The 26,131-nt window shown below is 74.2% G+C and carries 21 protein-coding genes; 13 read left to right on the top strand and 8 right to left on the bottom strand.

What is annotated here, in order from left to right; genetic code table 11:
* Positions 1-25 precede the first annotated feature (25 nt).
* The 4 genes from eccCa to ACIBBA_RS02980 all read left to right on the top strand — a co-directional run bounded on the left by eccCa (position 26) and on the right by ACIBBA_RS02980 (position 7,110).
* Complete coding sequence (eccCa, locus tag ACIBBA_RS02965) at positions 26-4,036, top strand: type VII secretion protein EccCa (protein ID WP_396693140.1); 4,011 nt, start codon at positions 26-28, stop codon at positions 4,034-4,036.
* Between the two features lie 74 nt (positions 4,037-4,110).
* Positions 4,111-5,442: a type VII secretion-associated serine protease mycosin gene (gene mycP, locus ACIBBA_RS02970; RefSeq protein ID WP_396693142.1), complete on the top strand. Its 1,332-nt coding sequence runs from the start codon at positions 4,111-4,113 to the stop codon at positions 5,440-5,442.
* 49 nt (positions 5,443-5,491) lie between these two features.
* Positions 5,492-6,283 (top strand): phosphatase PAP2 family protein, encoded by a 792-nt coding sequence (locus tag ACIBBA_RS02975; RefSeq protein WP_396693144.1) that lies wholly within the window; start codon positions 5,492-5,494, stop codon positions 6,281-6,283.
* A gap of 89 nt (positions 6,284-6,372) precedes the next feature.
* Positions 6,373-7,110, top strand: coding sequence for a phosphatase PAP2 family protein (locus ACIBBA_RS02980; RefSeq protein ID WP_396693146.1), 738 nt, complete (start codon positions 6,373-6,375; stop codon positions 7,108-7,110).
* Between the two features lie 50 nt (positions 7,111-7,160).
* Here ACIBBA_RS02980 and ACIBBA_RS02985 read toward each other — a convergent pair whose 3' ends face one another.
* The 6 genes from ACIBBA_RS02985 to ACIBBA_RS03010 all read right to left on the bottom strand — a co-directional run bounded on the left by ACIBBA_RS02985 (position 7,161) and on the right by ACIBBA_RS03010 (position 12,475).
* Entirely contained in the window at positions 7,161-8,339 is a 1,179-nt protein-coding gene (locus ACIBBA_RS02985) for a MarP family serine protease (protein ID WP_357055601.1), read from the bottom strand.
* 64 nt (positions 8,340-8,403) lie between these two features.
* Positions 8,404-9,096, bottom strand: a complete 693-nt coding sequence (locus ACIBBA_RS02990; protein WP_396693148.1) for an NUDIX hydrolase — start codon at positions 9,094-9,096, stop codon at positions 8,404-8,406.
* Positions 9,093-9,701: a TlpA family protein disulfide reductase gene (locus tag ACIBBA_RS02995; protein ID WP_396693150.1), complete on the bottom strand. Its 609-nt coding sequence runs from the start codon at positions 9,699-9,701 to the stop codon at positions 9,093-9,095. Before ACIBBA_RS02995 ends, ACIBBA_RS02990 begins: the two co-directional genes overlap by 4 nt.
* Positions 9,698-10,486 carry an endonuclease III gene (gene nth / locus ACIBBA_RS03000; RefSeq protein WP_396693152.1) on the bottom strand — a complete coding sequence of 263 codons (789 nt, stop codon included), beginning with the start codon at positions 10,484-10,486 and terminating at the stop codon, positions 9,698-9,700. Before nth ends, ACIBBA_RS02995 begins: the two co-directional genes overlap by 4 nt.
* A gap of 100 nt (positions 10,487-10,586) precedes the next feature.
* Positions 10,587-11,756, bottom strand: coding sequence for a CapA family protein (locus tag ACIBBA_RS03005; RefSeq protein ID WP_396693154.1), 1,170 nt, complete (start codon positions 11,754-11,756; stop codon positions 10,587-10,589).
* Positions 11,757-11,812: 56 nt separating this feature from the next.
* Positions 11,813-12,475, bottom strand: a complete 663-nt coding sequence (locus ACIBBA_RS03010; RefSeq protein WP_396693156.1) for an adenosylcobinamide amidohydrolase — start codon at positions 12,473-12,475, stop codon at positions 11,813-11,815.
* Positions 12,476-12,694: 219 nt separating this feature from the next.
* On the opposite strand from ACIBBA_RS03010, the gene ACIBBA_RS03015 reads away from it, so the two are divergent.
* From ACIBBA_RS03015 to ACIBBA_RS03055, 9 genes are all read left to right on the top strand, one after another.
* Complete coding sequence (locus tag ACIBBA_RS03015; RefSeq protein ID WP_007466162.1) at positions 12,695-13,372, top strand: Crp/Fnr family transcriptional regulator; 678 nt, start codon at positions 12,695-12,697, stop codon at positions 13,370-13,372.
* A 143-nt stretch (positions 13,373-13,515) separates the two neighbouring features.
* Positions 13,516-14,259 carry a metallophosphoesterase family protein gene (locus ACIBBA_RS03020; protein WP_396693158.1) on the top strand — a complete coding sequence of 248 codons (744 nt, stop codon included), beginning with the start codon at positions 13,516-13,518 and terminating at the stop codon, positions 14,257-14,259.
* A gap of 485 nt (positions 14,260-14,744) precedes the next feature.
* Entirely contained in the window at positions 14,745-15,350 is a 606-nt protein-coding gene (locus tag ACIBBA_RS03025; RefSeq protein ID WP_396693160.1) for a TetR/AcrR family transcriptional regulator, read from the top strand.
* 41 nt (positions 15,351-15,391) lie between these two features.
* The gene (locus tag ACIBBA_RS03030; protein WP_396693162.1) at positions 15,392-16,180 is read left to right on the top strand and encodes a TIGR03084 family metal-binding protein; all 789 of its coding nucleotides are present in this window, start codon (positions 15,392-15,394) and stop codon (positions 16,178-16,180) included.
* Complete coding sequence (locus ACIBBA_RS03035) at positions 16,177-17,886, top strand: acyclic terpene utilization AtuA family protein (protein WP_396693164.1); 1,710 nt, start codon at positions 16,177-16,179, stop codon at positions 17,884-17,886. Before ACIBBA_RS03030 ends, ACIBBA_RS03035 begins: the two co-directional genes overlap by 4 nt.
* Positions 17,886-19,079, top strand: a complete 1,194-nt coding sequence (locus ACIBBA_RS03040; protein WP_396693166.1) for an acyl-CoA dehydrogenase family protein — start codon at positions 17,886-17,888, stop codon at positions 19,077-19,079. The genes ACIBBA_RS03035 and ACIBBA_RS03040 overlap by 1 nt, the downstream gene beginning before the upstream one ends.
* Positions 19,076-20,677: an acyl-CoA carboxylase subunit beta gene (locus ACIBBA_RS03045; protein ID WP_396693168.1), complete on the top strand. Its 1,602-nt coding sequence runs from the start codon at positions 19,076-19,078 to the stop codon at positions 20,675-20,677. The genes ACIBBA_RS03040 and ACIBBA_RS03045 overlap by 4 nt, the downstream gene beginning before the upstream one ends.
* Before the next feature lie 12 nt (positions 20,678-20,689).
* Positions 20,690-22,759, top strand: coding sequence for a biotin carboxylase N-terminal domain-containing protein (locus ACIBBA_RS03050; RefSeq protein WP_396693170.1), 2,070 nt, complete (start codon positions 20,690-20,692; stop codon positions 22,757-22,759).
* On the top strand, positions 22,756-23,934 hold the full coding sequence (locus ACIBBA_RS03055; protein WP_396693172.1) for an acyl-CoA dehydrogenase family protein: 1,179 nt from the start codon (positions 22,756-22,758) through the stop codon (positions 23,932-23,934). The genes ACIBBA_RS03050 and ACIBBA_RS03055 overlap by 4 nt, the downstream gene beginning before the upstream one ends.
* Positions 23,935-23,942: 8 nt before the next feature.
* On the opposite strand, the gene ACIBBA_RS03060 is transcribed toward ACIBBA_RS03055, so the two are convergent.
* Complete coding sequence (locus ACIBBA_RS03060; RefSeq protein WP_396693174.1) at positions 23,943-25,154, bottom strand: hypothetical protein; 1,212 nt, start codon at positions 25,152-25,154, stop codon at positions 23,943-23,945.
* Positions 25,151-26,089, bottom strand: a complete 939-nt coding sequence (locus ACIBBA_RS03065; RefSeq protein ID WP_396693176.1) for a transporter substrate-binding domain-containing protein — start codon at positions 26,087-26,089, stop codon at positions 25,151-25,153. Before ACIBBA_RS03065 ends, ACIBBA_RS03060 begins: the two co-directional genes overlap by 4 nt.
* Positions 26,090-26,131: the final 42 nt, after the last annotated feature.

Raw genomic sequence — 26,131 nt, forward strand, 5'->3', positions numbered from 1 at the left:
GTTACCGAGCGTTCCGGGAGGGTCAGTGTCCACTGTCGTCATCAAGCGCCCGCCGCGCCGGCCGGCGCCGGAGATCCCGGTCGGCGAGCTGCCGGTCGAGCCGCCCCCCGAGATTCCCGCCGTGACCGGCGGGGGCTGGCAGCAGCTGCTCATGGTGTTGCCGATGCTGGGCGGCACGGTGGCGATGGCGATGATGTTCGGTCGGGGTGGCGGCGCCTACGCGTACGTGGTGGGCGGGATGTTCGGACTCTCGTCGCTGGCGATGCTGGTGACCTCCTGGGGCAGCGCCGGGGGCACCCCACGCAAGTCGGAGATGATGGCCGCCCGGCGGGAGTACCTGCGACACCTGACCGCCCTGCGCCGCCGGGTCCGGCAGACCGCCGGGCAGCAGCGGGCCGGGCTCTACTACCGGCACCCCGACCCGGGGCGGCTCTGGTCCACGGTGGCGAGCCACCGGGTCTGGGAACGCCGCCCGGGCGACCCCGACTTCGCCGTCGTCCGGGTCGCCGTCGGGCCGCAGACCCTGGCCACCCCGCTGGTTCCACCGGTCACCCGGCCGCTGGAGGAGCTGGAGCCGATGACGGCCGGCTCGCTGCGCCGGTTCCTGGACGCGTACTCGGTGGTCCCCGATCTGCCGGTGGCGCTCTCGCTGCGCAGCTTCGCCCGGGTCTTCGTCGCCGACGCCGGCGACCGTGCCGCCGGAACGCTCGCGCCGCCGGGCGGCGGCACCGGGCCGGCCGGCGACGGCGGCCCGACGCGCGGAGCGGCCGGCCGGGCGCTGGTCCGGGCGGTGCTCACCCAGCTGGCGGTCTTCCACGCGCCGGACGAGCTGCTGATCGCCGTCTGCGCCGGCCCGGAACGGCGGGCCGCCTGGGAGTGGGTCAAGTGGCTACCGCACGCCCACCACCCCACCCGCACGGACGCCCTCGGCCCGGTGCGGCTGCTCACCAGCTCCGCGGTCGAGCTGGAACGGCTGCTCGACGAGGTGCTCGGCAACCGCGCCCGGTTCAGCCCGGCCGGGCCGGCGACCGACGGGCCACACGTGGTGGTGGTGCTCGACTCCGGCGACCTGACCGGGGCCACCGACCTGACCGGCGACGGCGGCATCGACGCGGTGACCGTGCTCGACCTGGACACCCCGCCGCCCCGGCTGCTCGACCGGTACGCCCTCCGGCTCGAGCTGCGCGACGGGCGGCTGCACTCGTACGCGGCCGACGGGCACGCCGAGGTGGGCGTGGCGGACCGGCTCGATCCCGCCGACGCCGAGGCGGTCGCCCGGCGGCTTGCCCCGCTGCGGCTGGCCGGCACCGCCCGTGGCCCGGACGCCCTGCTGCACGCTGAACTCGGCCTGCCGGAGCTGCTCAACCTCGGCGATCCGCAGAGCTTCACGGTCGAGCAGGGCTGGCTGCCCCGCTCGACCCGGGAGCGCCTGCGGGTGCCGATCGGGGTGGGCGCCGACGGCGGCGCCATCGAGCTGGACCTCAAGGAATCCGCGCAGGACGGCATGGGCCCGCACGGCCTGCTGATCGGGGCGACCGGTTCGGGCAAGTCCGAGCTGCTACGGACCCTGGTGCTCGGGCTGGCCGCCACGCACAGCTCGGAGCAGCTGAACTTCGTCCTGATCGACTTCAAGGGCGGCGCGACCTTCGCGTCCTTCGACCGGCTGCCACACACCGCCGCCGTGATCACCAATCTGGCGGACGCGCTGCCGCTGGTCGACCGGATGGTCGACGCGATCAACGGGGAGCTGGTACGCCGGCAGGAGCTGCTCCGGCGGGCCGGCAACTTCGCCAGCCTGCGGGACTACGAACGGGCCCGGGCGGCCGGCAGCCCGCTCGCCCCGCTGCCGTCGCTGCTGCTGATCTGCGACGAGTTCTCCGAACTGCTCTCCGCCAAGCCCGACTTCATCGACCTCTTCGTGCAGATCGGCCGGCTGGGCCGGTCGCTCGGCGTGCACCTGCTGCTCGCCAGCCAGCGGCTGGACGAGGGCCGGCTGCGCGGGCTGGACACCCACCTGTCGTACCGGATCGGGCTGCGCACCTTCTCGGCGCTGGAGTCGCGCACGGTGCTCGGCGTCCCGGACGCCCACGAGCTGCCCCGCACCCCCGGCCACGGCTACCTGCGCTTCGGCACCGAGCCACTGGTCCGGTTCCGGGCCGCGTACGTCTCCGGCGCACTGCCCCGCCGCGGCCCGGCCGCCGGTCCCGGCACCGGATCACCGCGCCTGCTCACCTTCACCAGCCACCTCGTGCCGGCGCCCGAGCCGGCCATCCCGGCGCTGCCCGCGGCGGCGGACGAGGAGAGCCGGGGAAGCCTGCTGGACCTGCTGGTGGACCGGCTGGCCGGGCAGGGGCCGCCGGCGCACCAGGTCTGGCTGCCGCCGCTCGACCATCCGCCGGCGCTGGACGACCTGCTCGGCCCGGTCACGGTCGACCCGACGCGCGGGCTCAGCACCGGCAACCCGGAGCTGCACGGCGCGCTCGGCGTGCCGGTCGCCGTGGTGGACAAGCCGTTCGAGCAACGCCGCGACCTGCTCTGGCTGGCGCTGGACGGGGCGGCCGGGCACGTCGCGGTGGTCGGCGCGCCGCAGAGTGGAAAGTCGACGGTGCTGCGGGCGCTGATCTGCGCGCTGGCGCTCAGCCACACGCCGGCTGAGGTGCAGGTCTACTGCCTCGACTTCGGCGGCGGCGGGCTGGCCGCGCTGCGCGAGCTGCCGCACGTGGGCGGGGTGACCGGTCGGGCCGACCCGACCGCGGTCCGGCGCACCGTCGGGGAGGTCGCCACTCTGCTCGCCGACCGGGAACGCCGCTTCGCCGAGCTGGGCGTGGAGTCGATGGCGGCGTACCGCCGCCGGCGGGCCGCCCTGGCCCCCACCAACCAGCCCGGCGTCGACCCGTTCGGCGACGTGTTCCTGGTGGTCGACGGCTGGACCACCCTGCGCACCGAGTATGACGACCTCGAACCGCTGATCACCGACCTGGCCACCCGCGGGCTCTCGTACGGGGTGCACGTGGTGACGACCGCGCTGCGCTGGCTGGACTTCCGCCCGGCGATCCGGGACCTGTTCGGCTCCCGGCTGGAGCTGCGCCTCGGCGATCCGGCCGACTCGCTGGTGGCCCGCCGAGCGGCGGCGAACGTGCCGGAGAAGACCCCCGGCCGGGGCGTCACGGCGGAGAGCCTGCACTTCCTCACCGCTCTGCCCCGGCTTGCCGGCGCCACGGCGGACACCGCGGACCTGGTCAAGCGGGTCGCCGAGGCCTGGGGCGGCCCGCTGGCGCCCCGGGTACGGCTGCTCCCGCCGGTGCTCCCCTACGCCGAGCTGGACCTCACCGCGACGACCGGGCTGCGGCTGCCGGTGGGGATCGCGGAGGCCGACCTGCGCCCGGTGGTGCTGGACTTCGCCCCCGAGCCGCACTTCGTGGTCTTCGGCGACGGCGAGTGCGGCAAGTCCTCCTTCCTGCGGGCGCTGGCCGCCACCATCACCACCCGGTTCACCCCGGAGCAGGCCCGGGTGATCCTGGTCGACTACCGGCGCAGTCTGCTCGGCGCCATCGAGACGGCACACCTGATCGGCTACGGCACCGCCGCCGCGCACACCGCCGACCTGGTCGAGTCGGCCGCCGGCTATCTCGCCGGTCGGATCGCCGGCCCCGAGGTCACCCCGCGGCAGCTGCGCGATCGCTCCTGGTGGTCGGGCCCCGAGCTGTTCGTGCTGGTCGACGACTACGACCTGGTGGCCGCCGGGCCGGCCAACCCGCTGCGCGCCCTGGAGGAGTACCTGCCCCAGGCCCGCGACGTCGGCCTGCACCTGGTGCTGGCCCGCCGCTCCGGTGGCGCCGGCCGGGCCCAGTACGAGCCGATCGTGCAGCGGCTGCGGGAACTCTCGACCGCCGGGCTGGTGATGACCGGCAGCCCCGAGGAGGGGGCGTTGGTCGGGCCGGTCCGCCCCGGGCCGCTGCCACCGGGGCGTGGTCGGCTGGTCACCCGGCGCGAGGGCGTACGCCTGGTTCAGCTGGCTCACCTGCCGCCACCATGACCGGTGTCCGTGGAACGTCCCGGGATCGGGGTGGGAACCGGTAATCTCCGATCGTCGTGGTTCTGTCCCGATGAATGGCTGAGGATGTGACTGGGGTTCCGCACAGCTGTCCGGCAGCGGCGCGAGGGATCGCCGGCCGGGCACTGCTCGGCGTCGCGGCGACCGTCGTCGTGGTCGCCGGTCCCGTGCTGCCCGCCGGCGCCGCGACGGCCGCCCCGCACCGCGTCGCCAGCTCGCCGGTGGCGTTCGCGCCCGCCGAGCCGAGCCGACCGGACCAGGTCCGCGACGAGCAGTGGCAGCTCGACGAGTTGCAGGCCGAGACAGCCTGGCGCAGCTCGACCGGGCGCGGGGTCACCGTCGCCGTCATCGACTCCGGAGTGGACGGTAGCCATCCCGACCTGGCCGGGCAGGTGCTGCCCGGAACGGATCTGGTCAGTCCCACCGGCGGCCCACCCGACCCGGTGGGCCACGGCACCACGGTGGCCGGCCTGATCGCCGGCCGCAACGACGACAAGCGGGGCGTGGCCGGCCTCGCCCCCGACGCGAAGATCCTGCCGGTACGCGTCCTGGACGCCGAGAACCGCTACGACGACGCGATGATCGTGGCGCGCGGGGTGCGCTGGGCCGTCGACCACGGCGCCCGGGTGATCAACCTGTCGCTCGGCGGCAGCGGCGACAGCCCGGCCCTGGCCGCCGCGCTCGACTACGCGTTCGCCCGGGACGTGGTGGTGATCGCCTGCACCGGCAACCTGGCCACCTCGACCAGCACCCGGGTCTGGTACCCGGCCCGGGAACCGGGCGTGATCGCGGTCGCCGGCCTCGAACGCAGCAGCGACAACCTCTGGTCCGGGTCGATCACCGGGCGGGCCACCGTGCTCAGCGCGCCGGCGACCGGCCTGGTGGGCGCCCGGCCACCCGACGGGTACTGGCGGGTGCAGGGCACCAGCTTCGCGGCACCGCTGGTGTCGGCCACCGCGGCGCTGGTCCGCTCGCGCTACCCGCAGATGTCGGCCGGCGAGGTGGTCAACCGGTTGCTCACCACCGCGCGGGACATCGGCCCGACCGGCCGGGACGACCGCTTCGGCTTCGGCCTGGTGGATCCGGTGGCGGCGTTGACCTCCGACGTGCCATCGGTGACCGGCAACCCGCTCGATGACAACGACTCCCCGGGTGTGGTCGGCTTCGGGCCGGCGCCGGGCGTCGGGCCGGAGGAGCCGGTGGCCGGCGCCGGCAGCGACCCGCTCAGCCTGACCGCGCCCCGGCAGCACACCCGGTGGAGCCCTCGGGCGGGCGGCAGTCAGGAGGAACCGGCGCCGGAACGGCTCTGGACCGGGGCGGCCCTCTTCGTCGCGTTGGTCACCGGTGCGGCGCTGATGGTCCGCCGGTTCCGGCAGCACGGTCGCTGACGGCCGCGCCCGCGTCTCGCCGCCGGCCGCGCTGGGTAGAACTGACGCCATGAGCACGCCCGGCCCGCCCACCCTGCATTCCGCCACCCCGTCGTCCTGGCGACGTCGCCGGCTCGACCCGGAGCACTCGCTCGGCCTGCGACTGACCCTGGCCGCGGTGGGCGCCTTCCTGGTGCTCGTGCCGTTCGCGCTGCTCGCCCTGCTGGTGCTCGGCAGCTGGGCGCCCCTGCACCGGCTGGACACGACGGTGACCGACGCGCTGCACGGCTACGCGCTGACCCACCCGGGCTGGGTCCGGCTGATGAGCGTGTGGACCGACGTGTTCGCGCCGATGCCACTGCGCGTCGCCGCGCTGGTCGTGGTGATCTGGCTGGTCAGCCGGGGCGCCCGCCGGCTCGCGCTCTGGGTGGCGGTCACCATGCTGGCCGGCGGGCTGCTCGGTCCGCTGCTCAAGCTGCTCGTCGGTCGGGAACGGCCGGACCTGCTGGACCCGGTGGCCCGGGCCGCGGGCTTCTCGTTCCCGTCCGGGCACGCGCTCAACGCGACCCTGGCCGCCGGGGTGCTGCTGGTGGTCTTCCTCCCGTACGTGCGGGGTCGGGCGGGGCGCTGGGCGCTCTGGGCCGCCGCGCTGCTGCTCGCTGTGCTGACCGGCGTCAGCCGGGTGGCCCTGGGGGTGCACTTCACCAGCGACATCGTCGGCGGCTGGCTGCTCGGTACGGCCGTGGTGGCCGCCACCGTCGCCGCCTTCACCACCTGGCGGCACCGGGTGGGGCTACGCCCGGTCCACGTCGCCCGGGAGGGCGTCGCGCCGGAGACCGGGTCGCGGTCCGGACAGGACTGACCGGCGGCGGGCGGGGCGTCGCAGACCGCTCGGCCGGTCGGCCCGGCGGCGAGGCGTAGCGGGCTGACCCGACGGGTACTGGCCGGGCCATGCCCGACACCGTGCTCCAGATCGCCCGCCGCGTGGTGCTGCCGGTGGCTCTCCTGCTCGCCGTCATGCTGCTGCTGGGTGGGCTGGTCACCCGGGTCCTCGCCCGGTCCTGGCCGTTCACCGTCGAGGACGCGGTCAACCGGGAACTCGCCGGCGATCGCACCGCCGGTTGGAACGACATCTCGCTGGTCTTCAGCACGCTCGCCAGCACCCAGATGATCGTGCTGGTCACCGCGCTGGTCGCGCTGGCGCTGCGGCTGTGGCTGCGCCGCTGGCGGGAGCCGCTCTTCCTCTGCGCCGCGGTCACCGCCCAGGCGCTGGTGTTCCTGCTGACCACGATGGTCATCGACCGGCAGCGGCCGGCCGTCGAGCACATGGACGTCTCCCCGCCCACGTCCAGCTTCCCGTCCGGGCACACGTCCGCCGCGGTGGCGCTCTACGTGGGCATCGCGGTGCTGCTCGCGCTGCGGTCGCGCAGCACCGCAGGCAAGGTCAGCTGGTGGACGCTGCTCGTGCTGGTGCCGGTCGGTGTCGCGCTGACCCGCATGTACCGGGGCATGCACCACCCGAGCGACGTGGTCGCGTCCTTCCTCAACGGCGGCGCCTGCGTGGCCATCATGGCCCGGTCGATTCTGGACCGTGGCGTTCGATGGGGGCGGGCGGCGCTGCCGAGCATCACCGAGGCCCGCGCCCAGGGCGACGGCGCGACACCCCGCCCGAAGCCGCGCGTGTCGTGACGGCCCCCGGCGCCTGTTTCGTCAGGCGGCGGGCTCCGGCCGCGCAGTGGTCAGGTGCACTCGCCGGTGCCGACGCCGCGGGTGCGCTCGGCACCGGCCAGCGCCACCGGACGGGCCTCCGCGGCGGTGACCGCGAACCCGGTGTTCGGGTCGTCCGCCGCCGCCGCGAAGATCACGCCCAGCACCAGTCCGTTGGACGAGACCAGCGGGCCGCCGGAGTTGCCGCTGCGGACCAGCGCCCGGATCGTGTAGATCTCCCGGGTCACGTCGCCCGAGGAGTAGATGTCCGGCCCGGTGATCCGGTCCACGTCGCGGACCCGGGCGGACTGGGCGTCGTACGGCCCGTCGAGCGGGAAGCCGAGCACGATCGCGTCCGCGCCGCTGCCCGCGTTGCCCGCGGCGAACCGCATCGACGGCCCGGGCAGCCCCGGCACGTGCAGCACGGCCAGGTCCCGGTCGGGGTCGTAGACGACGACGTCGCCGTCGTAGCGGTCACCGCCCAGCTCCACCGCCACGGTACGGGTGCCGGCGACCACGTGGGCGTTGGTCATCACCCGGTCGTCGGCGTACACGAAGCCGGAACCCTCGATCCGGCGCGAGCAGCTGGGGGCCGAACCGAGCACCTTGACCACCGAGCGCTGGCCGTTGACCACCACCTGGGAGCCGGCGAGCGCCGGATCGGGCGGTGAGACCTGCCGGGCCCGGGTGGGCGCGAGATCGCCGAACACGTCCGGGAAGCCGTTGGTGTCGACGGTGTCCCGCAGCGCGGTGGAGAGCTGCTGGGCCTGGTCGGGCAGGACCCGGTCGACCACGGTGAGCAGCGCGCTGTTCCGGACCGACGCGGCCAGCCAAGGCAGCGAGGACGAGCCGAGCGGCACCGCGACCAGCCAGGCCACCAGGAGCACGGCGAAGAGCGAGACGAACGCCCCGCCGACGTCGTCGACCTTGCGCAGGCCCGAGCCGGTGATCGCGGCCCGCAGGCTGGAGCCGAGCCAGCCGGCGAGCGCCTGCCCGGCGACCGCGAGCCCGAAGACCGCCACCAACGAGATCAGCACCCGGGTGCCGCTGTCCACGAACTGTCGGGCGAGCAGCGGCCCGATCTGGAGGCCGATCAGGGCCCCCAGGAAGAACCCGGTGAACGACAGGATTCCGATGACGAAGCCCTGACGGTATCCGCTGATCGCGAACACGAGCATGAGCAGCAGCAGGACGAGATCCACGGCGGACACGGGTCAAGCGTACGGGCAGCGGGCTCGCCGAATGACCATCGCTTGCGGAAGGGTGACCGCGCGGTCAGCGTACGGTTGCCTCGTCGACCTCGTCGGTGCCCGCGGAGGGGGCCGGCGACGCGCCGGTGGGCGGCAGCTCCATCACCCGGTCCCGCGACCACGGGCGGGCCCATCCGCCCATCTCGAGCAGCGTGGCCAGCACTCCGGCGGTGAACCCCCAGACCACCATCCCGCGGGCGGAGAACGCCGGCCCGATCCAGCCGCTGGGATGGCGTACCCGCATCCGGTTCTCCGGGTCGACCAGCTCCGCGATCGGCAGCCGCGCCACGTGCGCCACCTCGGCCGGCTCCCGGGGGTGCACCGGGTGCGGCGCGTGCCACCAGGCGAGCACCGGGGTCACCACGAAGTCGCTCACCGGAATCCAGAGCTTCGGCAACTCGGCCAGGACGGTGACGCTGTCCGGGTCGAGGTCGACCTCCTCGTTCGCCTCGCGCAGCGCGGTCGCCCGGGCGTCGGCGTCCTCCGGGTCGGCCGCCCCGCCCGGGAAGGCCGGCTGACCGGCGTGGTTGCGCAGGGTCGCCGCCCGCTGCAGGACCAGCACGTCCGGGCCCGTGTCGGGCTGCTCGCCGAGCAGCACCAGCACGGCGCTCTCCCGGCCACCGCTCGCCGGAGTGGTCAGCCGGGTGAAGTCCTCGGCACGCGCAGTGCCGAGCCGAGCCAGCAATGGCTCGATCCACTCCGGCGGTCTCCGGGTCACGCCGGCACCGCCACCCCGAGATGTTCGCGCACCAGCGCCGCGAGGCGGGCGTCGTCCAGCGCGCCGGAGGTGTCGGTGTGCCGGATCCGCCCCTGCCCGTCGACGAAGAGGGTGAGCGGGAAGGCGTTGCGGTTCAGCGCCCGTTGCAGCGCCTCGCCCTGGTCGACCAGCATCGGGAAGCGGACGCCGAAGTCCTCGCCGATGGACTGGGCGGCGGCGCGGCTGTCCCGGCTGTTCACCCCGATCACCTGGAGCCGGCCGGTGGTCGACTGGCTGAGCCGCTGGAAGGCGGGCAGCTCCTTGCGGCAGGGGCCGCACCAGGAGGCCCAGATGTTGACCACCGCCGGGCCGGGGATCTCGCGCAGGGCCACCGGCGCGCCGCCGGTGAAGCAGGACAGGCTCAGCTCCGGCAGCGGGTCACCCGGGGCGGACGCCGGGGTGGCCGTCGCGGCCGTCGGGGCGGTGGTCAGCGTGGCGCAGTCGGCGAACGGCGACGGCCGGCTGGGGGTCGGGCGCCCCGGTGCCGCCGCCTCCGGCGCGGTGGCGGTGCAGCCGGCGACCGCCAGCAGCAGCGGCAGGAGCAGCGTGGCGGCCCTGCGGTTCACGGCACCTCCGCGGCGACCGCCTGGGCCGGCACCAGCTCCGGGTCGATCCCGGCGGCCACCGCCAGGTCGCGGGCGCGGGGCCCCTTGAGTAGCTTGACCGCGACGGTCGGGTCGGTCGGCCCGGTGCCGTAGGACGGGCAGAGCTTGGCCAGCGTGCAGGCGCCGCAGGCCGGCTTGCGGGCGTGGCAGACCCGCCGGCCGTGGAAGATCACCCGGTGCGAGAGCATCGTCCAGTCGCGCTTCTCGTAGAGCGCGCCGACCGCGTGCTCGATCTTGACCGGGTCGGTCTCGGCGGTCAGCCGCCAGCGGTGCATCAGCCGCTGGAAGTGGGTGTCGACGGTGATGCCGGGGACGTCGAAGGCGTTGCCGAGGATCACGTTGGCCGTCTTGCGGCCGATCCCGGGCAGCGTCACCAGGTCCACCAGCTTGCCGGGTACCCGCCCGTCGTAGCGCTCGACCAGCGCCCGCCCCAGCTTGATCAGCGAGTCGGTCTTGTTCCGGTAGAAGCCGGTCGGCCGGATCAGTTCCTCCATCTCGCCCCGGTCGGCGCCGGCGTAGTCGGCGGCGCTCGGGTAGCGGACGAAGAGCTTCGGGGTGACCTCGTTGACCTTCTTGTCGGTGCACTGGGCGGAGAGGATCGTCGCCACGGCCAGCTCCAGGGCGTTGGAGTGGTCCAGTTCACAGTGCGCGTCCGGGTGGGTCTCGGCCAGCGCCCGGCCGATCCGCCGGGCACGGCGCTTGCGTCCGAGGTCGGTCTCGGTGGCGCCGGGAGAGCTACTGGTCACGCCGGCCAGCCTACGTCGCCCGACCGACTCCCTTGGGCGGCCCACGCCTGCGCCGTTGCGCGCACGTCGGGTCTCGCTCCCGGGCCGGCGGAGCGACGGATCAGCCGGCGGCGGGCGGGCTGATCCTGCCGGCGTCGTCGAACCGGGCCGCGGTCTTCGGGAAGTCGGTGCGGCTGAGCTGCTTGACCAGCCCCAGACCGCGGTCGCCCTGATCCATCGTCGGCTTGCCGGCGCCGTTCATGTAGGTCGAGGTGAAGGAGCCTCCGGCCCAACTGCCGTCCGGGCGTAGCGACACCTTGAGCACCCCGCCCCAGCCCAGCCGGCCGGCGTTGCTGAGCGAATTGCCCCCGCCGGCGAAGTTCCCGAGGCTGTAGGCGATGAGCCGGCCCTTGTAGAACTCCATCCCGCGCAGCACGTGCGGACCGTGCCCGACGATCAGGTCGGCCCCGGCGTCGATCATCGCCTTCGAGAACTTGACCGGGTCGCCCCGGTTCTCGCCGAGGAACATCTCGGTGCCCGGCCGGACCCGGGTCTTGTCGGACCCCTCGCCGCCCATGTGCACCTGCACCACGACCAGATCGGCCATGGTCGCCGCCTTGGCGATCACCTGCTTGGCCGCGGCGATGTCGACCAGGCTGTTGGACCAGACGTACGAGGAGAAACCGGCGACCGCGACCTTGACGCCCTGCACCTCGACCACGGTGATCTGGTCGGGAGCGCCGGTGTGCGCCAGGTCGTACTTCTCCAGGGCCTTCTGGGTGTTCTGGTAGCCCTTCGGGCCGTAGTCGTAGCCGTGGTTGTTGGCCTGGTTGAGCAGGTCGAAGCCGGCGTCGCGCAGGTGCGCGGCGTAGTCGGGCGGGGCCCGGAACTGGAAGCAGCGGGTGGAGTTGGCCCCGCACTTGCCGGTGCCGGTGTCCACCGTCAGCGGCTCCTCCAGGTTGCCCATCACCAGGTCGGCCTTGAGCGCCTGCTCGACCGAGTCGAAGAAGCCCTTGCCGCCGTTGGCGGGCAGCCGGTTCGGCGCGTTGCCCATGATGATGTCGCCGGTCGCGGAGAGCGAGATCGCCTCGCCGCCCGCGTCGGGGCTGCCGCTCGCCGACGGAGCGGCCGTGCCGATCGGCGCGCCGGTGCCGCCGCCACCGGCCCCCGGCTGCCAGACCGGGGCCTCGCCGGTTTCGGCGCAGCCGGCCAGCAGCACGGCGAGCAGCGCGCCGAGCGCGAGGGCGGCTCGGCGGCGCGGGCGCGACGCGGCGGAGGCGGGAGCGTACATCGTTCGCGACCCTACCGGGGCGGAAACGCCGCGACGAGGGCCGATCGGCTGGAAATTCAGCCGGTGAACCGCTCCGACCAGGGCACCACGGCGTCGGCGCCGCCGGCGAGGACGGCGGCGTGCACCGCCCGGGCCAGCGGTGCGCCCCAGGTCGACCGCGGCCCGCCGTAGGCGAACTCCGGACCGTCGGCGGGGCAGAGCACGGTGACCGCGTCCGTCGGGGTGCCGGTGGCCGCCAGTCCCAGTTCCATGATCGCCTGCGCCTTCGCCTCGGTGGCGGTGGCCACCGCGTTGACCAGGGCGGCGTCGCCGAGCCGCGCCGGCACGTGCACCACGATGTTGACGGTGCCGACCCGCTGACCGGGCGCGGCCGGCTCGGGCGCGGCGGCCGGGATCGGGGTGCCGAGGCCGACCGTCGCCCAGGCCCGCACGCCGGTGTCGGCGCGGGCCACCACCTCCGCCACGTCGACCCCGGTCAGCAGGCCCACCCCTGGCCCGCCGAGGCCGAGGCCGCGGGCCAGTCCGGCCAGGTGTTCCGCGGGGTCGTCCCGGTCGTACGACATCGGCACGGTCGCGTTCAGCACCCACTGGCGTACGCCGATCCCGCCGCCGAGCGGCGCGGAGCTGACCGCGCGCAGCGGCGTCGCGGAGCGCCACACCAGCATCGGGACGTCGAGCCCGCCCTCCCGGCGGGTGGTCAGCAGCGGCTCCGTCAGCACGCCGCTGACCCTACGGCCCCCCGACCTGCGCGGGCGGTACGGGCGGGTGGGCCGGCGATCTTAGTGGCGGATCGGAGCGCGTGGGTTACGCCCAACGATCAAGTTTCCAGGGGTGCAGCTCTGATTCCAGCTCACGTGCGCCTAGACTTGGCGGCGCGCGAGGGACCAGCGGACGGCGGACCCGGCCGAGGGACGGCAGCGCGCAACCGGAGGTGCGCGATGGACGAGGTACTGGCCCGCAGCGGGATCTTCCAGGGTGTCGACCCGGAGGCTGCCGAGGCGCTCGCCAAGGAGATGGAGACGATCGAGGTCCGCAAGGGCGAGATCGTCTTCAACGAGGGCGAGCCCGGCGACAGTCTCTATATCCTGCTGTCCGGCAAGATCAAGGTCGGTCGCCGGGCGGCGGACGGCCGGCAGAACCTGATCGCGGTGATGGGCCCGTCGGACATGGTCGGCGAGCTGTCGCTCTTCGACCCCGGTCCGCGGACGGCGACCGCCACCGCGGTGACCGACACCCGCCTGGTCCGGCTGCGCAAGCAGGCGCTGCGACCGTGGCTGAACAACCGGCCGGAGATCGCCGAGCAGCTGCTCCGGGTGCTGGCCCGCCGGCTGCGCCGGACGAACGACTCGCTGGCCGACCTGATCTTCACCGACGTGCCCGGCCGGGTGGCGAAGAATTTGCTCCAGATGGCCGGCCGGTTCGGCACCCGGGACGGCGGCGTGCTGCGGGTGACGCACGACCTGACCCAGGAGGAGATCGCCCAGCTCGTCGGCGCCTCCCGGGAGACCGTCAACAAGGCGCTTGCCGACTTCGCCTCGCGGGGCTGGCTGCGGCTCGACGGCAAGAGCATCATCATTCTCGACCCGGAGCGCCTGGCCCGCCGCGCGCGGGTCTGAGTCGCCCCGTCGGGCCTGTCCCGACACCGGAGCATCCCCGGCCCGGGCCGCCGCTGGCGGTCCGGGCCGATCCGTGTCCGGGCCGCCGTCTGCTGCTGGCAGAAGTGCTGGACTCACCGGCGGGCCGGCGGGAGGGTGGACCGATGCTGAACCGGGTCGCCGTTCTCTCGGACATCCACGGCGTGCTGCCCGCCCTGGAGGCGGTGTTGGCCGAGCCGGACGTGGCCGCCGCCGACCTGATCGTGCTCACCGGCGACATCGCGGCCGGCCCGCAGCCGGTGCAGGTGCTGGACCTCCTCGCCGGCCTGGGCGACCGGGTCTGCTGGGTACGCGGCAACGCCGACCGGGAGCTGGTCGAGGCACGCGCCGGGCGCCCGTCCCCGATCGAGGTGTCGAACTGGGCGGCGGGCCAGCTCCGCGACGACCAGCTCGAGCGGCTCGCCACGCTGCCGCTGACGGTCACCCTGGAGATCGACGGCCTCGGGCCGGTGCTCTTCTGCCATGCCACCCCCCGTGACGACGAGGAGGTGGTGCTGGTCGACACCCGGATGGCCCGGTGGACGGAGGTCTTCGCCGACCTGCCGGCCGGGGTGCGCACGGTGGTCTGCGGGCACACCCACATGCCGTTCACCCGGCTGGTCGACCGGCGGCTGGTGGTCAACCCGGGCAGCATCGGCATGCCGTACGGCGGTCCGGGCGCCCACTGGGCCCTGCTCGGGCCGGGCGTGCAGCTGCGCCGCACCGACTTCGACGTGGACGCCGCCTGTGCTCGGGTGGCCGCCGAGTCGACCTTCCCGGACGCCGCCGGCTTCGCCGACGAGTACCTGCGCTCCCGGCACAGCGACGCCGACGCGCTGGCTGTCTTCGCCCCCCGCGACGGCCGCTGACCACCCCCGCCGTCAGTCCGGACGGCCCGCTCCGCAGGTCGCGGTCTGCCTACTCGCGGTCCTCAGGCCACGGTCCGCAACGCTGCCGAGCGACCTGCCGCCCGTTCGCCGTGATCGTGGCCGGTCCCCGCCCACCCGGACGGCTGTCTCGCAAGCTGTCGAACTGCTCCAAATATGAACAGCATGCTCAGCGTGCGGGCCGGCCAGGCCCGGCTCATGCCCGGAGCGGGCCTTGGCCGTGCTGCCTGAGGAGCAGGCCATCTGGACGGGACGGGCGGCGGTCGAGCACGTCCCGGGGGCACAGCCAACATGAGCGCCACGGGGGGCCGGCCCAGGGGCAGCTCACTGCTGCCAGGCCGGTCCATATTTGGAGCAGTTCGACAGCGTCCACGAGGCGATGCCGGTGCCCGACATGGCGCGCGATCGGGCCAACCCGCAAAAAAGTCAGGCTTGACTGTTTGTTTCGAGGGCGGCACGCTGTCCCCGTGTCCGCCGCATCGATCCGCGTCCCTCAACAGGAACGCAGTCGCGCCACCCAGGCCCGGCTGCTGGAGGCGACCGTCGACTGCCTGATCGAGCACGGCTGGTCCGGCACCACGACCACGCTGGTCGCCGCCCGGGCCGGCGTCTCGCGCGGCGCCCAGCTGCACCACTACCCGACGAAGGCCGCGCTGGTCACCGCCGCCGTCGACCATCTCGCCGAGCGCCGCGCGGCCGAGCTGCGCACCGAGGCGGAGGCCCTGCCGGCCGGTCCGCAGCGCCTCGACCGGGTCGTCGACCTGCTCGGCGCGGCCTTCACCGGGCCGCTCTTCGTCGCCGCGATCGAACTCTGGGTCGCCGCCCGCACCGACCCGGAGCTGCGCGCCGCCCTGGTGCCGCTGGAGGCGCGCGTCGGCCGGGAGATGCACCGGCTCACCGTCTCGCTGCTCGGCGTGGACGAGCGGCGGCCCGGCGTCCGGGAGGCGGTGCAGGCCACCCTGGACCTGCTCCGCGGGCTGGGCGTGGCCAACCTGCTCACCGACGACTCGTCCCGCCGCAGCGCCCTGCTCGCCACCTGGAAGCGCCAGCTCTCCACGCTCCTCACGCCCTGACCGGCCCCGCTCAGGTGGGGCACGTTGAGACCGGAGGCACCATGGTCGACCTGACGGATCTGCTCGCGGACCTGGCCGACGAGTCCGCTGAGCTGGACTCACTGGTGCACCCGCTGCCGCCGGCCGAGTGGGCCCGCGCCACCCCGGCGGCGGGCTGGAGCATCGGGCATCAGATCGCCCACCTCGCCTGGACCGACCACGTGGCGCTGCTCGCCGCCACCGACGCCGACGCCTTCTTCGCCTCGGTCAGCTCGACCCCGGACCCGACCCGGCTGGTCGACCGCGGCGCGGAGGAGTTCCTCGCCCCGCCGGACGAGCTGCTCGCCCGCTGGCGCGCCGGCCGGGCGGCGCTCACCGCCGCCCTGGCCGCCGTACCGCCGGGCGAGAAGCTGCCCTGGTACGGGACCCGGATGTCGGCCACCTCGATGGCCACCGCCCGGATCATGGAGAGCTGGGCGCACGGCGAGGACGTGGCCGACGCGCTCGGCGTACAGCGGGCGGCCACCAACCGGCTCCGGCACGTCGCGCACCTCGGCGTGCGTACCCTCGAGCACGGTTTCGCCGCCCACGGCCGGGCCGCGCCGGCGGCGCCGGTGCGGGTCGAGCTGTCCGGGCCCGACGGTGACACCTGGAGCTGGGGCCCGGCCGACGCCGCGGACCGGGTGACCGGCCCGGCGCGGGACTTCTGCCTGCTGGTCACCCAGCGCCGGCACCGCGCCGACCTGGCGCTGAGCGCCGTCGGCCCGGTGGCCGACGAGTGGCTCGATGTCGCGCAGGCCTTCGCCGGCCCGCCCGGCGCCGGCCGGCCGGCGAGCGGGGTGCCGGCGTGATCCGCATCGGCAACGCCTCCGGCTTCTACGGCGACCGCTTCACCGCCTGGCGGGAGATGCTCGACGGCGGCGAGCTGGACGTGCTGACCGGCGACTACCTGGCCGAGCTGACCATGCTGATCCTCGGCCGGGACCGGCTGCGCGACCCCGGCCTCGGCTACGCGAAGACCTTCCTCCGCCAACTGGAGGAGACTCTCGGCACCGCGCTGGACCGGGGCGTACGGATCGTGACCAACGCCGGCGGGTTGAACCCGGCCGGGCTGGCCGCCGCGATCGGCGCGCTCGCCGACCGGCTCGGCCTCGACGCCCGGATCGGATACGTCGAGGGGGACGCGTTGGGCCGCCCGGACGCGCTCACCGCCAACGCCTACCTGGGCGCGTTCGGGATCGCCGCCTGCCTGGACGGCGGGGCGGACGTGGTAGTCACCGGCCGGGTCACCGACGCCTCCCTGGTGGTCGGCCCGGCGATCGCCCGGCACGGCTGGCAGCGCGACGACCTCGACGCGCTCGCCGGCGCGACCGTCGCCGGCCACCTGATCGAGTGCGGCACGCAGGTGACCGGCGGCAACTACAGCTTTTTCACCGAGCTGCCCGACGGCGGTCACCGGCCCGGCTTCCCGATCGCCGAGGTGCACCCCGACGGCTCCGCCGTGATCACCAAGCATCCCGGCACCGGCGGCGCGGTGACCGTGGAGACGGTCACCGCGCAGCTGCTCTACGAGGTGGGTGGGCCGGGATATCTGGGACCGGACGTGGTGAGCCGGCTGGACACGGCGACGCTGCACCAGGACGGGCCGGACCGGGTCCGGGTCTCTGGCGTCCGGGGCACCCCGCCGCCGGCGACGCTCAAGGTCGGGCTCACCAACCTCGGCGGCTTCCGCAACTCGATGACCTTCGTCCTCTGCGGGCTGGAGATTCCGGCGAAGGCGGCGCTGATCCGGGGGCAGCTCGAGCAGGCGATCGGCAAGGAGGGGCTGGAGTTCACCCTGGCCCGCACCGACCATGCCGACGCGCACGACACCGAGACGGCGAGCGCGCTGCTGCACGTACACCTGCGCGACGGTGACCGGGCGCGGGCCGGGCGGGCGTTCTCGGCGGCCGCGGTGGAGCTGGCGCTCGCCTCCTACCCCGGCTGCACGCTGACCACGCCGCCCGGCGACGCCACCCCGTACGGGGTGTTCACCGTCGATACCGTGCCGCAGGACGCGGTGCCGCACCTCGCGGTGCTGCCCTCCGGCGAGCGCGTGGAGATCGCCCCGCCGGCCGTCACGGCACCGGTCGCCGACGAGCGCGTCGAACCGGCGCCGCCGAGCGGGGAGGCCGACCGGCCGACCCGGCGCGGGCCGCTCGGCGAGCTGGTCGGTGCCCGCTCCGGCGACAAGGGTGGCGACGCCAACCTGGGGGTCTGGGCCCGCACCGACGCCGGATACGCCTGGCTGCGCGGCTGGCTGACCGTGCCCCGCCTGGCCGAACTGCTGCCGGAGACCGCGCCGCTGACCGTGCACCGGTACGAGCTGGCGAACCTGCGGGCGGTGAACTTCGTGATCGAAGGGCTGCTCGGTCCAGGGGTCGCCGGCTCGACGAGGTTCGACCCGCAGGCGAAGGCGCTCGGCGAGCTGCTCCGGTCCCGCATCGTCGACCTGCCCGCCGACCTCACGCCCGGGCCGGGCACCCCCGCCCGGCAGACGCGTAGCGAGGTGGCGTGATGACCATCGTGGACACCCCGGAACGGCGGCAGCTGCGCGAGCTGACCCGGGCCTTCGTCACCCGCGACGTGCTGCCGCACCTGGACGACTGGGAGCGCGCCGGCGAGGTCCCCCGGGAGCTGCACGCGACCGCCGCGAAGCTCGGCCTGCTCGGCATCGGCTTCCCCGAGTCGGTCGGCGGCAGCGGCGGTGACCTGCTCGACTCGATCATCGTCACCGAGGAGATCATCCGCTCGGGCGGCTCGTCCGGTCTGGTGGCCGCGCTCTTCACCCACGGCATCGCGCTGCCACACATGGTCGCCGCCGCCGGCGGCCGGCTCGGTGGCTCGCTCGGCGGCCGGCTCGGGGGCCAGCGGAGCACCGATGACGACCTGATCGACCGGTACGTCCGCCCGACGCTCGCCGGCACGATGATCGGCGCGCTGGCGGTCACCGAACCGGACGGCGGCTCGGACGTCGCCGGGATCCGCACGACCGCCCGCCGGGACGGCGACCACTACGTGGTGAACGGGTCGAAGACCTACATCACCAGTGGAGTCCGGGCCGACTTCGTGACCACCGCCGTCTGCACCGACTTTCCGGGCAGCGGCGAACTCACCCTGCTGGTGGTCGACAAGGGCACGCCCGGGTTCACCGTGGGGCGTCGGCTGGAGAAGCTCGGCTGGCACTGCTCGGACACCGCCGAGCTCTCCTTCGTGGACGTGCGGGTGCCGGTGACGAACCGGGTCGGCGCGGAGGACACCGGCTTCCTGGCGATCATGCAGCACTTCGCCACCGAGCGGCTCTCCCTGGCCACGCAGGCCTACGCGACCGCGCAACGCTGCGTCGAGCTGGCGGTGCGCTGGTGCCGGGACCGGTCGACGTTCGGTCGCCCGCTGGCCAGCCGGCAGCTGATCCGGCACCGGCTGGCCGAGATGCACACCCGCGCCGAGGCCGCCCGGGCCTACGTGCACGAGGTGGCGGCTCGGGTGGCCGCCGGTGAGCCGGTGGTCGCCGAGGTGGCGATGGCGAAGAACGTCGCGGTGGCCGCCTGCGCCGAGGTGGTCGACCAGGCGCTCCAGTTGCACGGCGGCTACGGCTACCTGCGCGACGCGGAGGTGGAACGGCACTACCGGGACGCCCGCATCCTCGGCATCGGCGGCGGCACCACCGAGATCATGAACGAGATCATCGCGAAGGGAATCGGGCTGTGACCACGTTGAGCAGCGCGATCGAGGTGTCCGCGCCGGGTCACGCGCAGAACCGGGCGGCTCTGCTGGACCGGCTGGCGGAGCTGGACGCGGCGCTGGACCAGGCCCGCGCCGGGGGCGGCGAGAAGTACGTGAGCCGGCACCACGCCCGGGGCAAGCTGCTGCCCCGGGAACGGATCGAGCTGCTGCTCGACCCGGACAGCCCGTTCCTGGAGCTGTCGCCGGTCGCCGGGTACGGCACCGACTTCCCGGTCGGGGCCAGCGTGGTGACCGGCATCGGCGTGGTGGAGGGCGTGGAGTGCCTGGTCGTGGCGAACGACCCGACCGTACGCGGCGGCGCGGTCAACCCGTGGTCGCTGGCGAAGACCCGGCGGGCCGGCGAGATCGCCCTCGCGAACCGGCTGCCCATGGTCAACCTGGTCGAGTCGGCCGGCGCCGACCTGCCCACCCAGGCGGAGATCTTCATCCCGGGCGGGCGGGTCTTCCGCGATCTGACCCGGCTCTCCGCTGCGAAGATCCCCACGGTCAGCGTGGTCTTCGGCAACGCCACCGCGGGCGGCGCGTACGTGCCGGGCATGTCCGACCACGTGATCATGATTCGGGACCGGTCGCAGGTCTACCTGGCCGGGCCGCCGCTGGTGAAGATGGCCACCGGCGAGGTCACCGACGACGAGTCGCTCGGCGGGGCCGCGATGCACGCGTCGACGTCCGGGCTCGCCGACCACCTGGCGACCGACGAGCGCGACGGCATCCGGCTGGCCCGGCAGTGCGTACGGCGGCTGAACTGGCGCAAGCAGGGCCCACCGCCGCGCAATCCGGTGCCGCAGCCGCCGAAGTACGACCCGGAGGAGCTGCTCGGCATCGCCAGCGCCGACCTGAAGGTGCCGTTCGACCCGCGCGAGGTGCTGGCCCGGATCCTCGACGGCAGCGAGTTCGACGAGTTCAAACCCGGCTACGGCAGCGCCCTGGTGACCGGCTGGGGCGAGCTGCACGGCTACCCGATCGGCGTGCTGGCCAACGCCCGGGGCGTGCTCTTCAGCGAGGAGGCGCAGAAGGCGGCACAGTTCATCCAGCTCGCCAACGCCGCCGACACCCCGCTGCTCTTCCTGCAGAACACCACCGGCTACATGGTCGGCACCGAGTACGAGCAGCGCGGCATCATCAAGCACGGCGCCCTGATGATCAATGCGGTGTCGAACTCGACCGTGCCGCACCTGACGGTCAACCTGGGCGCCTCCTACGGTGCCGGCAACTACGGCATGTGCGGGCGGGCGTACGAGCCACGGTTCCTCTTCACCTGGCCGAACGCGAAGTCGGCGGTGATGGGGCCGGCGCAGCTGGCCGGGGTGCTCTCCATCGTGGCCCGGCAGGCCGCCGCCGCCCGGGGCCGGGACTACGACGAGGAGTCCGACGCCGCGATGCGGATGATGGTCGAGCAGCAGATCGAGTCCCAGTCGGGCGCGCTCTTCCTCTCCGGCCGGCTCTACGACGACGGGGTGATCGACCCCCGGGACACCCGTACCGTCCTCGGCCTCTGCCTGTCGGCGATCCACAACGGACCGGTGAAGGGCGCCGACGGCTTCGGCGTCTTCCGGATGTAGGGGGTTGTCCTCGTGATCACTCGACTGCTCGTGGCCAACCGGGGCGAGATCGCCCGGCGGATCTTCGCCACCTGCCGCGCGCTCGGCGTCGAGACGGTGGCGGTGCACTCCGACGCGGACGCCGACGCGCCGTACGTGGCCGAGGCCGACCAGGCGGTCCGGCTGCCCGGCAACGCGCCGGCCGAGACGTACCTGCGGCCGGAGCTGATCCTGGACGCGGCCCGCCGCTCCGGCGCGGACGCCGTGCACCCCGGCTACGGCTTCCTGGCCGAGAACGCCGAGTTTGCCGCCGCGGTGACCGACGCCGGGTTGACCTGGATCGGGCCGCCGGCCAAGGCGATCGCCGCAATGGGCGACAAGATGACGGCGAAGGCGCTGCTCGCCGAGGCGGGCGTGCCGATGCTCCCGACCTGGACCGAGCCGGACCAGATCACCGACTTCCCGGTGCTGGTCAAGGCGTCCGCGGGCGGCGGCGGCCGGGGCATGCGGGTGGTCCGCGACGCTGCCGGCCTCGCCGACGCGGTCGCCTCCGCGCGGCGCGAGGCGGCGGCGGCGTTCGGCGACGGCACGGTCTTCATCGAGCGGTACGTCGAGCGGGGCCGGCACGTCGAAGTGCAGATCTTCGGCGACACCCACGGGACGGTGGCCGCGATCGGTGTCCGGGAGTGCTCGATCCAGCGCCGGCACCAGAAGATCATCGAGGAGGCACCCGGCGTCCTCCCGGCCGAGGTGCGGGAGCGGCTGCACGAGGCGGCGGTGGCGGCCGGCCGGGCGGTCGACTACGTGGGCGCGGGCACGGTCGAGTTCCTGCTCGCGCCCGACGGGGAGATCTACTTCCTGGAGATGAACACCCGGCTGCAGGTCGAGCACCCGGTGACGGAGCTGACCATCGCCGCCGGCGGGCTGGACCTGGTCCGCCTGCAACTGCTGGTCGCCGAGGGCGCTCCGCTGCCGGAACACTGGCGGTATCCGTCCGTACGCGGGTACGCGATCGAGGCGCGGCTCTGCGCCGAGGAGCCGGCCGAGGGCTTCCGCCCGGCGACCGGTGTCCTGCACCGCTTCGCCATCCCCGGCGTGGAGCGCGAGTTCGGAAACCTCCTGCGAGCCGGGCTGCGGCTGGACTCCGGCGTGGTGGACGGCTCGGTGGTCGGCGTCCACTACGACTCGATGCTGGCCAAGGTGATCGCCTGGGCGCCCAGCCGCGCCGAGGCGGCCCGCACCCTCGCGGGCGCGCTGGCCCGGGCCGAGCTGCACGGGGTGGCCACCAACCGGGACCTGTTGGTCCGGGTGCTGCGCAGCCCCGAGTTCGCCGCCGGTGAGATCGACACCGGTTTCCTGGAGCGGCACCCCGAGGTGTTCGCCCCGCTGGTGCCGGCGGCACGAGCGCCGGTGTTCGCGCTCGCCGCCGCGCTGGCGTCGGCCGCCGGCCGCCGGGCGACCGCCCCGGTGCTCGCCGGGCTGCCGTCCGGCTGGCGGAACGTACCGGCGTTTCCGCAGGTCGTACGCTTCGTCGGCCCGACCGGCGAGGTCGAGGTCCGGTACCGCCTGGACCGCGCCGGCAACCTGACCGAGTGGTCGACGCGCCCGGCCGACGGCGAGCCGATTGCCGCCGCTCCGGCCGGTTCGGCGATCGCCGGCGCCGGCCCGGCCCCGGCGCACGCCGCAGTCGACGGACCGCCGGAGGTGACGCTGGTGTCGGCCGCTGCGGACCGCGTGGTGCTGGCGGTCGACGGAGTGCGGCATCCGTTCCGGGTGCACCGGGTGGGGCCGGCGGTCTTCGTCGACGGCCCGGACGGGTCGGTGAGCCTCACCGAGTTGCCGCGCTTCCCGGAGCCCACCACCGAGCTGGCCGCCGGCTCGCTGGTGGCGCCGCTGCCCGGCACGGTCACCCGGCTGCACGTCGAGCCAGGCCAGCGGGTCGCCGCCGGTGACCTGCTGCTCACCCTGGAGGCGATGAAGCTGGAGCACCCGGTGCTCGCCCCGATCGACGGCGTGGTCGCCGAGCTGCCGGTACCGGCCGGCGGCCAGGTCGACACCGGCGCCGTGCTGGCCGTGGTCAACCCCGAGGAGGACCCGCGATGAACGTCGACCTGACCGACGAGCAGGAGCAGCTCCGCGACGCCGTACGGGCGCTGGGCCGGCGCTACGGTCACGAGTACTTCGTGGCCAAGGCGAAGGCCGGCGAGCACACCACCGAGCTGTGGGCAGAGGCCGGCGGGCTCGGCTACCTCGGCGTCAACATCCCCACCGAGTACGGCGGCGGCGGTGGCGGCATCACCGAGCTGGCCATCGTCTGCGAGGAGCTGGCCGCCGCCGGTTGCCCGCTGCTGCTGCTCGTGGTCTCCCCCGCCATCGCCGCCACCGTGATCAACCGGCACGGCACCGAGGCGCAGCGCAAGCGGTTCCTGCCCGGCTTCGCCGACGGCTCGCTGAAGGTGGTCTTCGCGATCACCGAGCCGGAGGCCGGGTCGAACTTTCACCGGCTCGGCACGGTGGCCCGCCGCGACGGCGACGGCTGGCTGCTCTCCGGTCGCAAGTGCTACATCTCCGGCGTCGACGAGGCGGACCACGTCCTGGTGGTCGCCCGGGTCGCCGTGGACGACGACGGCACGGGTGGACGGCAGCGGCTCAAGCCGGCGCTCTTCGTGGTGCCGACCGACGCGGCCGGGCTCACCCGGTCCAAGCTGGACATGGAGATCCTCTCCCCGGAGAACCAGTTCCTGCTCTACCTCGACGACGTCCGGCTGCCGGCCGACGCGCTGGTCGGCGAGTCGGTGGACGCCGGGCTGCCGGCACTCTTCGCCGGGCTCAACCCGGAGCGGATCACGGTGGCCGCGATGGGCGCCGGCACCGGCCGGTACGCGATCGAGCGCGCGTCCAGCTACGCCGCCGGCCGGAAGGTCTGGGGCGGCCGGAGCATCGGCTCGCACCAGGGGGTGTCCCACCCGCTGGCGCACGCGGCGGTGCAGGTGGAGCTGGCCCGTCTGATGATCTACAAAGCGGCCGCGCTCTACGACGCCGGCCGGGACCTGGAGGCCGGGGTGGCCGGCAACATGGCCAAGTACGCGTCCGGCGAGGCGGCCGCTCTGGCCGTGGACACCGCCGTGCAGGCGCACGGCGGGGCCGGCATGACCACCGAGTACGGGGTGGCCACCCTGCTCGGCGCGGTACGGGCCGGGCGGATCGCCCCGGTCAGCCGGGAGATGATCCTGAACTTCGTCGCCCAGCACGTGCTGGGCCAGGAGAAGTCCTACTGATCGCGGGCTCAGCGGCAGGCGGCGTCGATGCGGTGCACCGGTCGTACCCGGCGGCCCAGCCCCTCCAGCAGGGAGTCCTCCACGTGGAAGTCGTGGATCCGCAGCTGGTGGCGCGGCAGCTCCTCCTCGCTCGGGCAGAGCACCTGCCCGCGTACCAGCCCGACCGGCACGTACCGGACGCCGCCCTGCTCCTGGAGGATCACCATGTTCACGTCGTCGGTGGTGACCACGTGTCCGCGGACGTCCTCGGTCGGGCCGGTCTCCGCCCCGACGGTGGTCACGGTCAGCGGCAGCACCGGCGTGCTGATCACCGGCAGCGCCGCCCAGACCAGCATGGCCAGCACGGCGACCTCGGTGACCGAGGCGAGCGGTCGGATGACCGCGCCGGGCAGCGGGCCGGAGATGCCAAGCGCGAGCAGCGGCGGCACGGCGAGCAGCGCCAGGGGCAGCAGTTCGCCCTGCCGTCCGGCGTCGAGCAGGGTGGGCAGCAGCAGCCACGCGTACCCGCCGAGCAGGGCCAGCACCAGCAACACCCGAGCCCCGACCCGCTCGTGCAGGTGCGCCGGGGTCAGCTGGAGCGCGGCCACGAACGCCGGGATGAGCAGCGGCAGGTAGAGCAGCGGCCAGGTGACCAGGGCGAGCAGGAAACTCGCCAGCACCAGCCAGACCGGGGTGATCTCCGCCCAGCGGGCGAAGAGCGGGCGGCGACGGGTGCCGGGCGGCAGCCGGTCGACGCTGGCGCCGAGCACCGCGCCGAACGCGAAGACGGCGACCAGACCGGTGGAGAGCAGCCGGGCCGCCGTGGTGAGGAAGCCGGCGAGCAGGTTGACCGGGCCGACGTTCGCCACCAGCAGCAGGGTGGTCTGGAGTTCGCCGCCGGCCTCCACCCCGAGCCGGAGCACCGAGAAGATCGCCGGCACGCCGACCAGGGCGGTCCAGAACGACTGGCTGGCCCTGGCCCGGCGCTCGGCCGGATCCCGGCCGTCGGCGAGCGGTCGAGCGCGGTCGTACCAGGCCGCCGGCTCCGGTGGCACCGCCCGCTCCGTACCGGCCTCCGGTTCGCCGGAACGCCCGGCACCCGGCACCGCCGAGCCGGGTTCGGGTGCGGCGGACGACGGCGCGGCGGTCTGGGCGGGGACGGGCGGGGCGTCGTCGCGCAGCGCCGACCCCGAGCCGTCGGCGTCCGGGCCGCCGGGGGCGGTGGTCGCCGACGCGCTCATCGTGTCGGCGCCTTGTCGTCGAAGTCGACCAGTTTCGGCACCTCCAGCGGCTGCGGTTGCCGCTTCTCGGCAGGCAGCCAGGGCCCGAGCGTCCGGTTGTACGCGGTCTGCCAGGGGCTGGCCTGCCCGTCACGCCCCTGCCGGTAGCTCTTGTCGAGGAAGAACGCGACCAGGTCGCGCAGTGCCGGGTCACCGATCGGCACGCCGACGCCGAGCAGTTCGCTGGTGCCGAAGGGCATGTCGACGATCTCGAACTCGGTCGGGAACCGGGCCAGGAAGCCGGCCAGGATCGCCTCGTCGGAGCTGACCGCGTCGTAGCGGCCGGCCCGGATGCCGGCGACGCAGTCACCGACGTCCTTCACCACGAGCGCACGGACCTGGTGCTTCTCCAGCTCCGCCTCGGTGGTCGAGCCACCGCTGGTGCAGACCTTGTAGTTGGGGTCGCGGAGGTCCTCGATGGTGCGGATCTTGTCCTTGAGCCGGGTCGGCACCATCGCCTCCTGCGTGGTGACGAAGTACGGCCCGGCGAAGCTGACCAGCTTCTTGCGCTCCTCGGTGATCGAGAAGCTGGAGACCACCAGGTCGACGGTGCCGCCCTGGAGCGCGGGAATGCGGTCCTCGGTGGAGACCGACACGAACTCCAACCGCTGGTCGCCCTCGTAGCCGAGGGAGGCGGCGATGTAGCGGGCGATCTCCACGTCGAAGCCGACGTGTACGCCGTTGCGTAGCTCGCCCATCATCGGCTCGTTGGTCGCGACCCCGATGCGCAGTTTCGTCTGGCCGTAGATGTGCGTCTCACGGAGCTTCTCCTGCACCGACGGGAGATCCGGCTCCTGGCGGCTGTCGCAGCCGGCTGCCGCGGCGAGGGTCAGCGTCAACGCGACCGCCAGCGTGGTCGTGACCGAGCGGAGTCGGGTGCGGGGGCGTGCGTTCATCGGCGACCTCGCTGACGTGTCCAGCCTGCGGGACACCGAGAG

It is taken from the genome of Micromonospora sp. NPDC051006, from assembly GCF_044456245.1.
Taxonomy (GTDB): domain Bacteria; phylum Actinomycetota; class Actinomycetes; order Mycobacteriales; family Micromonosporaceae; genus Micromonospora.

Excerpts from the sequence above, each read along its gene's own strand:
- ACIBBA_RS03020 (WP_396693158.1), top strand. The coding sequence starts at position 13,516 with ATGCTGAACCGGGTCGCCGTTCTCTCGGACATCCACGGCGTGCTGCCC.
- ACIBBA_RS03015 (WP_007466162.1), top strand. The coding sequence starts at position 12,695 with ATGGACGAGGTACTGGCCCGCAGCGGGATCTTCCAGGGTGTCGACCCG.
- mycP (WP_396693142.1), top strand. The coding sequence starts at position 4,111 with ATGGCTGAGGATGTGACTGGGGTTCCGCACAGCTGTCCGGCAGCGGCG.
- ACIBBA_RS03065 (WP_396693176.1), bottom strand. The coding sequence starts at position 26,089 with ATGAACGCACGCCCCCGCACCCGACTCCGCTCGGTCACGACCACGCTG.
- ACIBBA_RS02975 (WP_396693144.1), top strand. The coding sequence starts at position 5,492 with ATGAGCACGCCCGGCCCGCCCACCCTGCATTCCGCCACCCCGTCGTCC.
- ACIBBA_RS02980 (WP_396693146.1), top strand. The coding sequence starts at position 6,373 with ATGCCCGACACCGTGCTCCAGATCGCCCGCCGCGTGGTGCTGCCGGTG.
- ACIBBA_RS03030 (WP_396693162.1), top strand. The coding sequence starts at position 15,392 with ATGGTCGACCTGACGGATCTGCTCGCGGACCTGGCCGACGAGTCCGCT.
- ACIBBA_RS03060 (WP_396693174.1), bottom strand. The coding sequence starts at position 25,154 with ATGAGCGCGTCGGCGACCACCGCCCCCGGCGGCCCGGACGCCGACGGC.
- ACIBBA_RS03005 (WP_396693154.1), bottom strand. The coding sequence starts at position 11,756 with ATGTACGCTCCCGCCTCCGCCGCGTCGCGCCCGCGCCGCCGAGCCGCC.
- ACIBBA_RS03040 (WP_396693166.1), top strand. The coding sequence starts at position 17,886 with ATGACCATCGTGGACACCCCGGAACGGCGGCAGCTGCGCGAGCTGACC.
- ACIBBA_RS03055 (WP_396693172.1), top strand. The coding sequence starts at position 22,756 with ATGAACGTCGACCTGACCGACGAGCAGGAGCAGCTCCGCGACGCCGTA.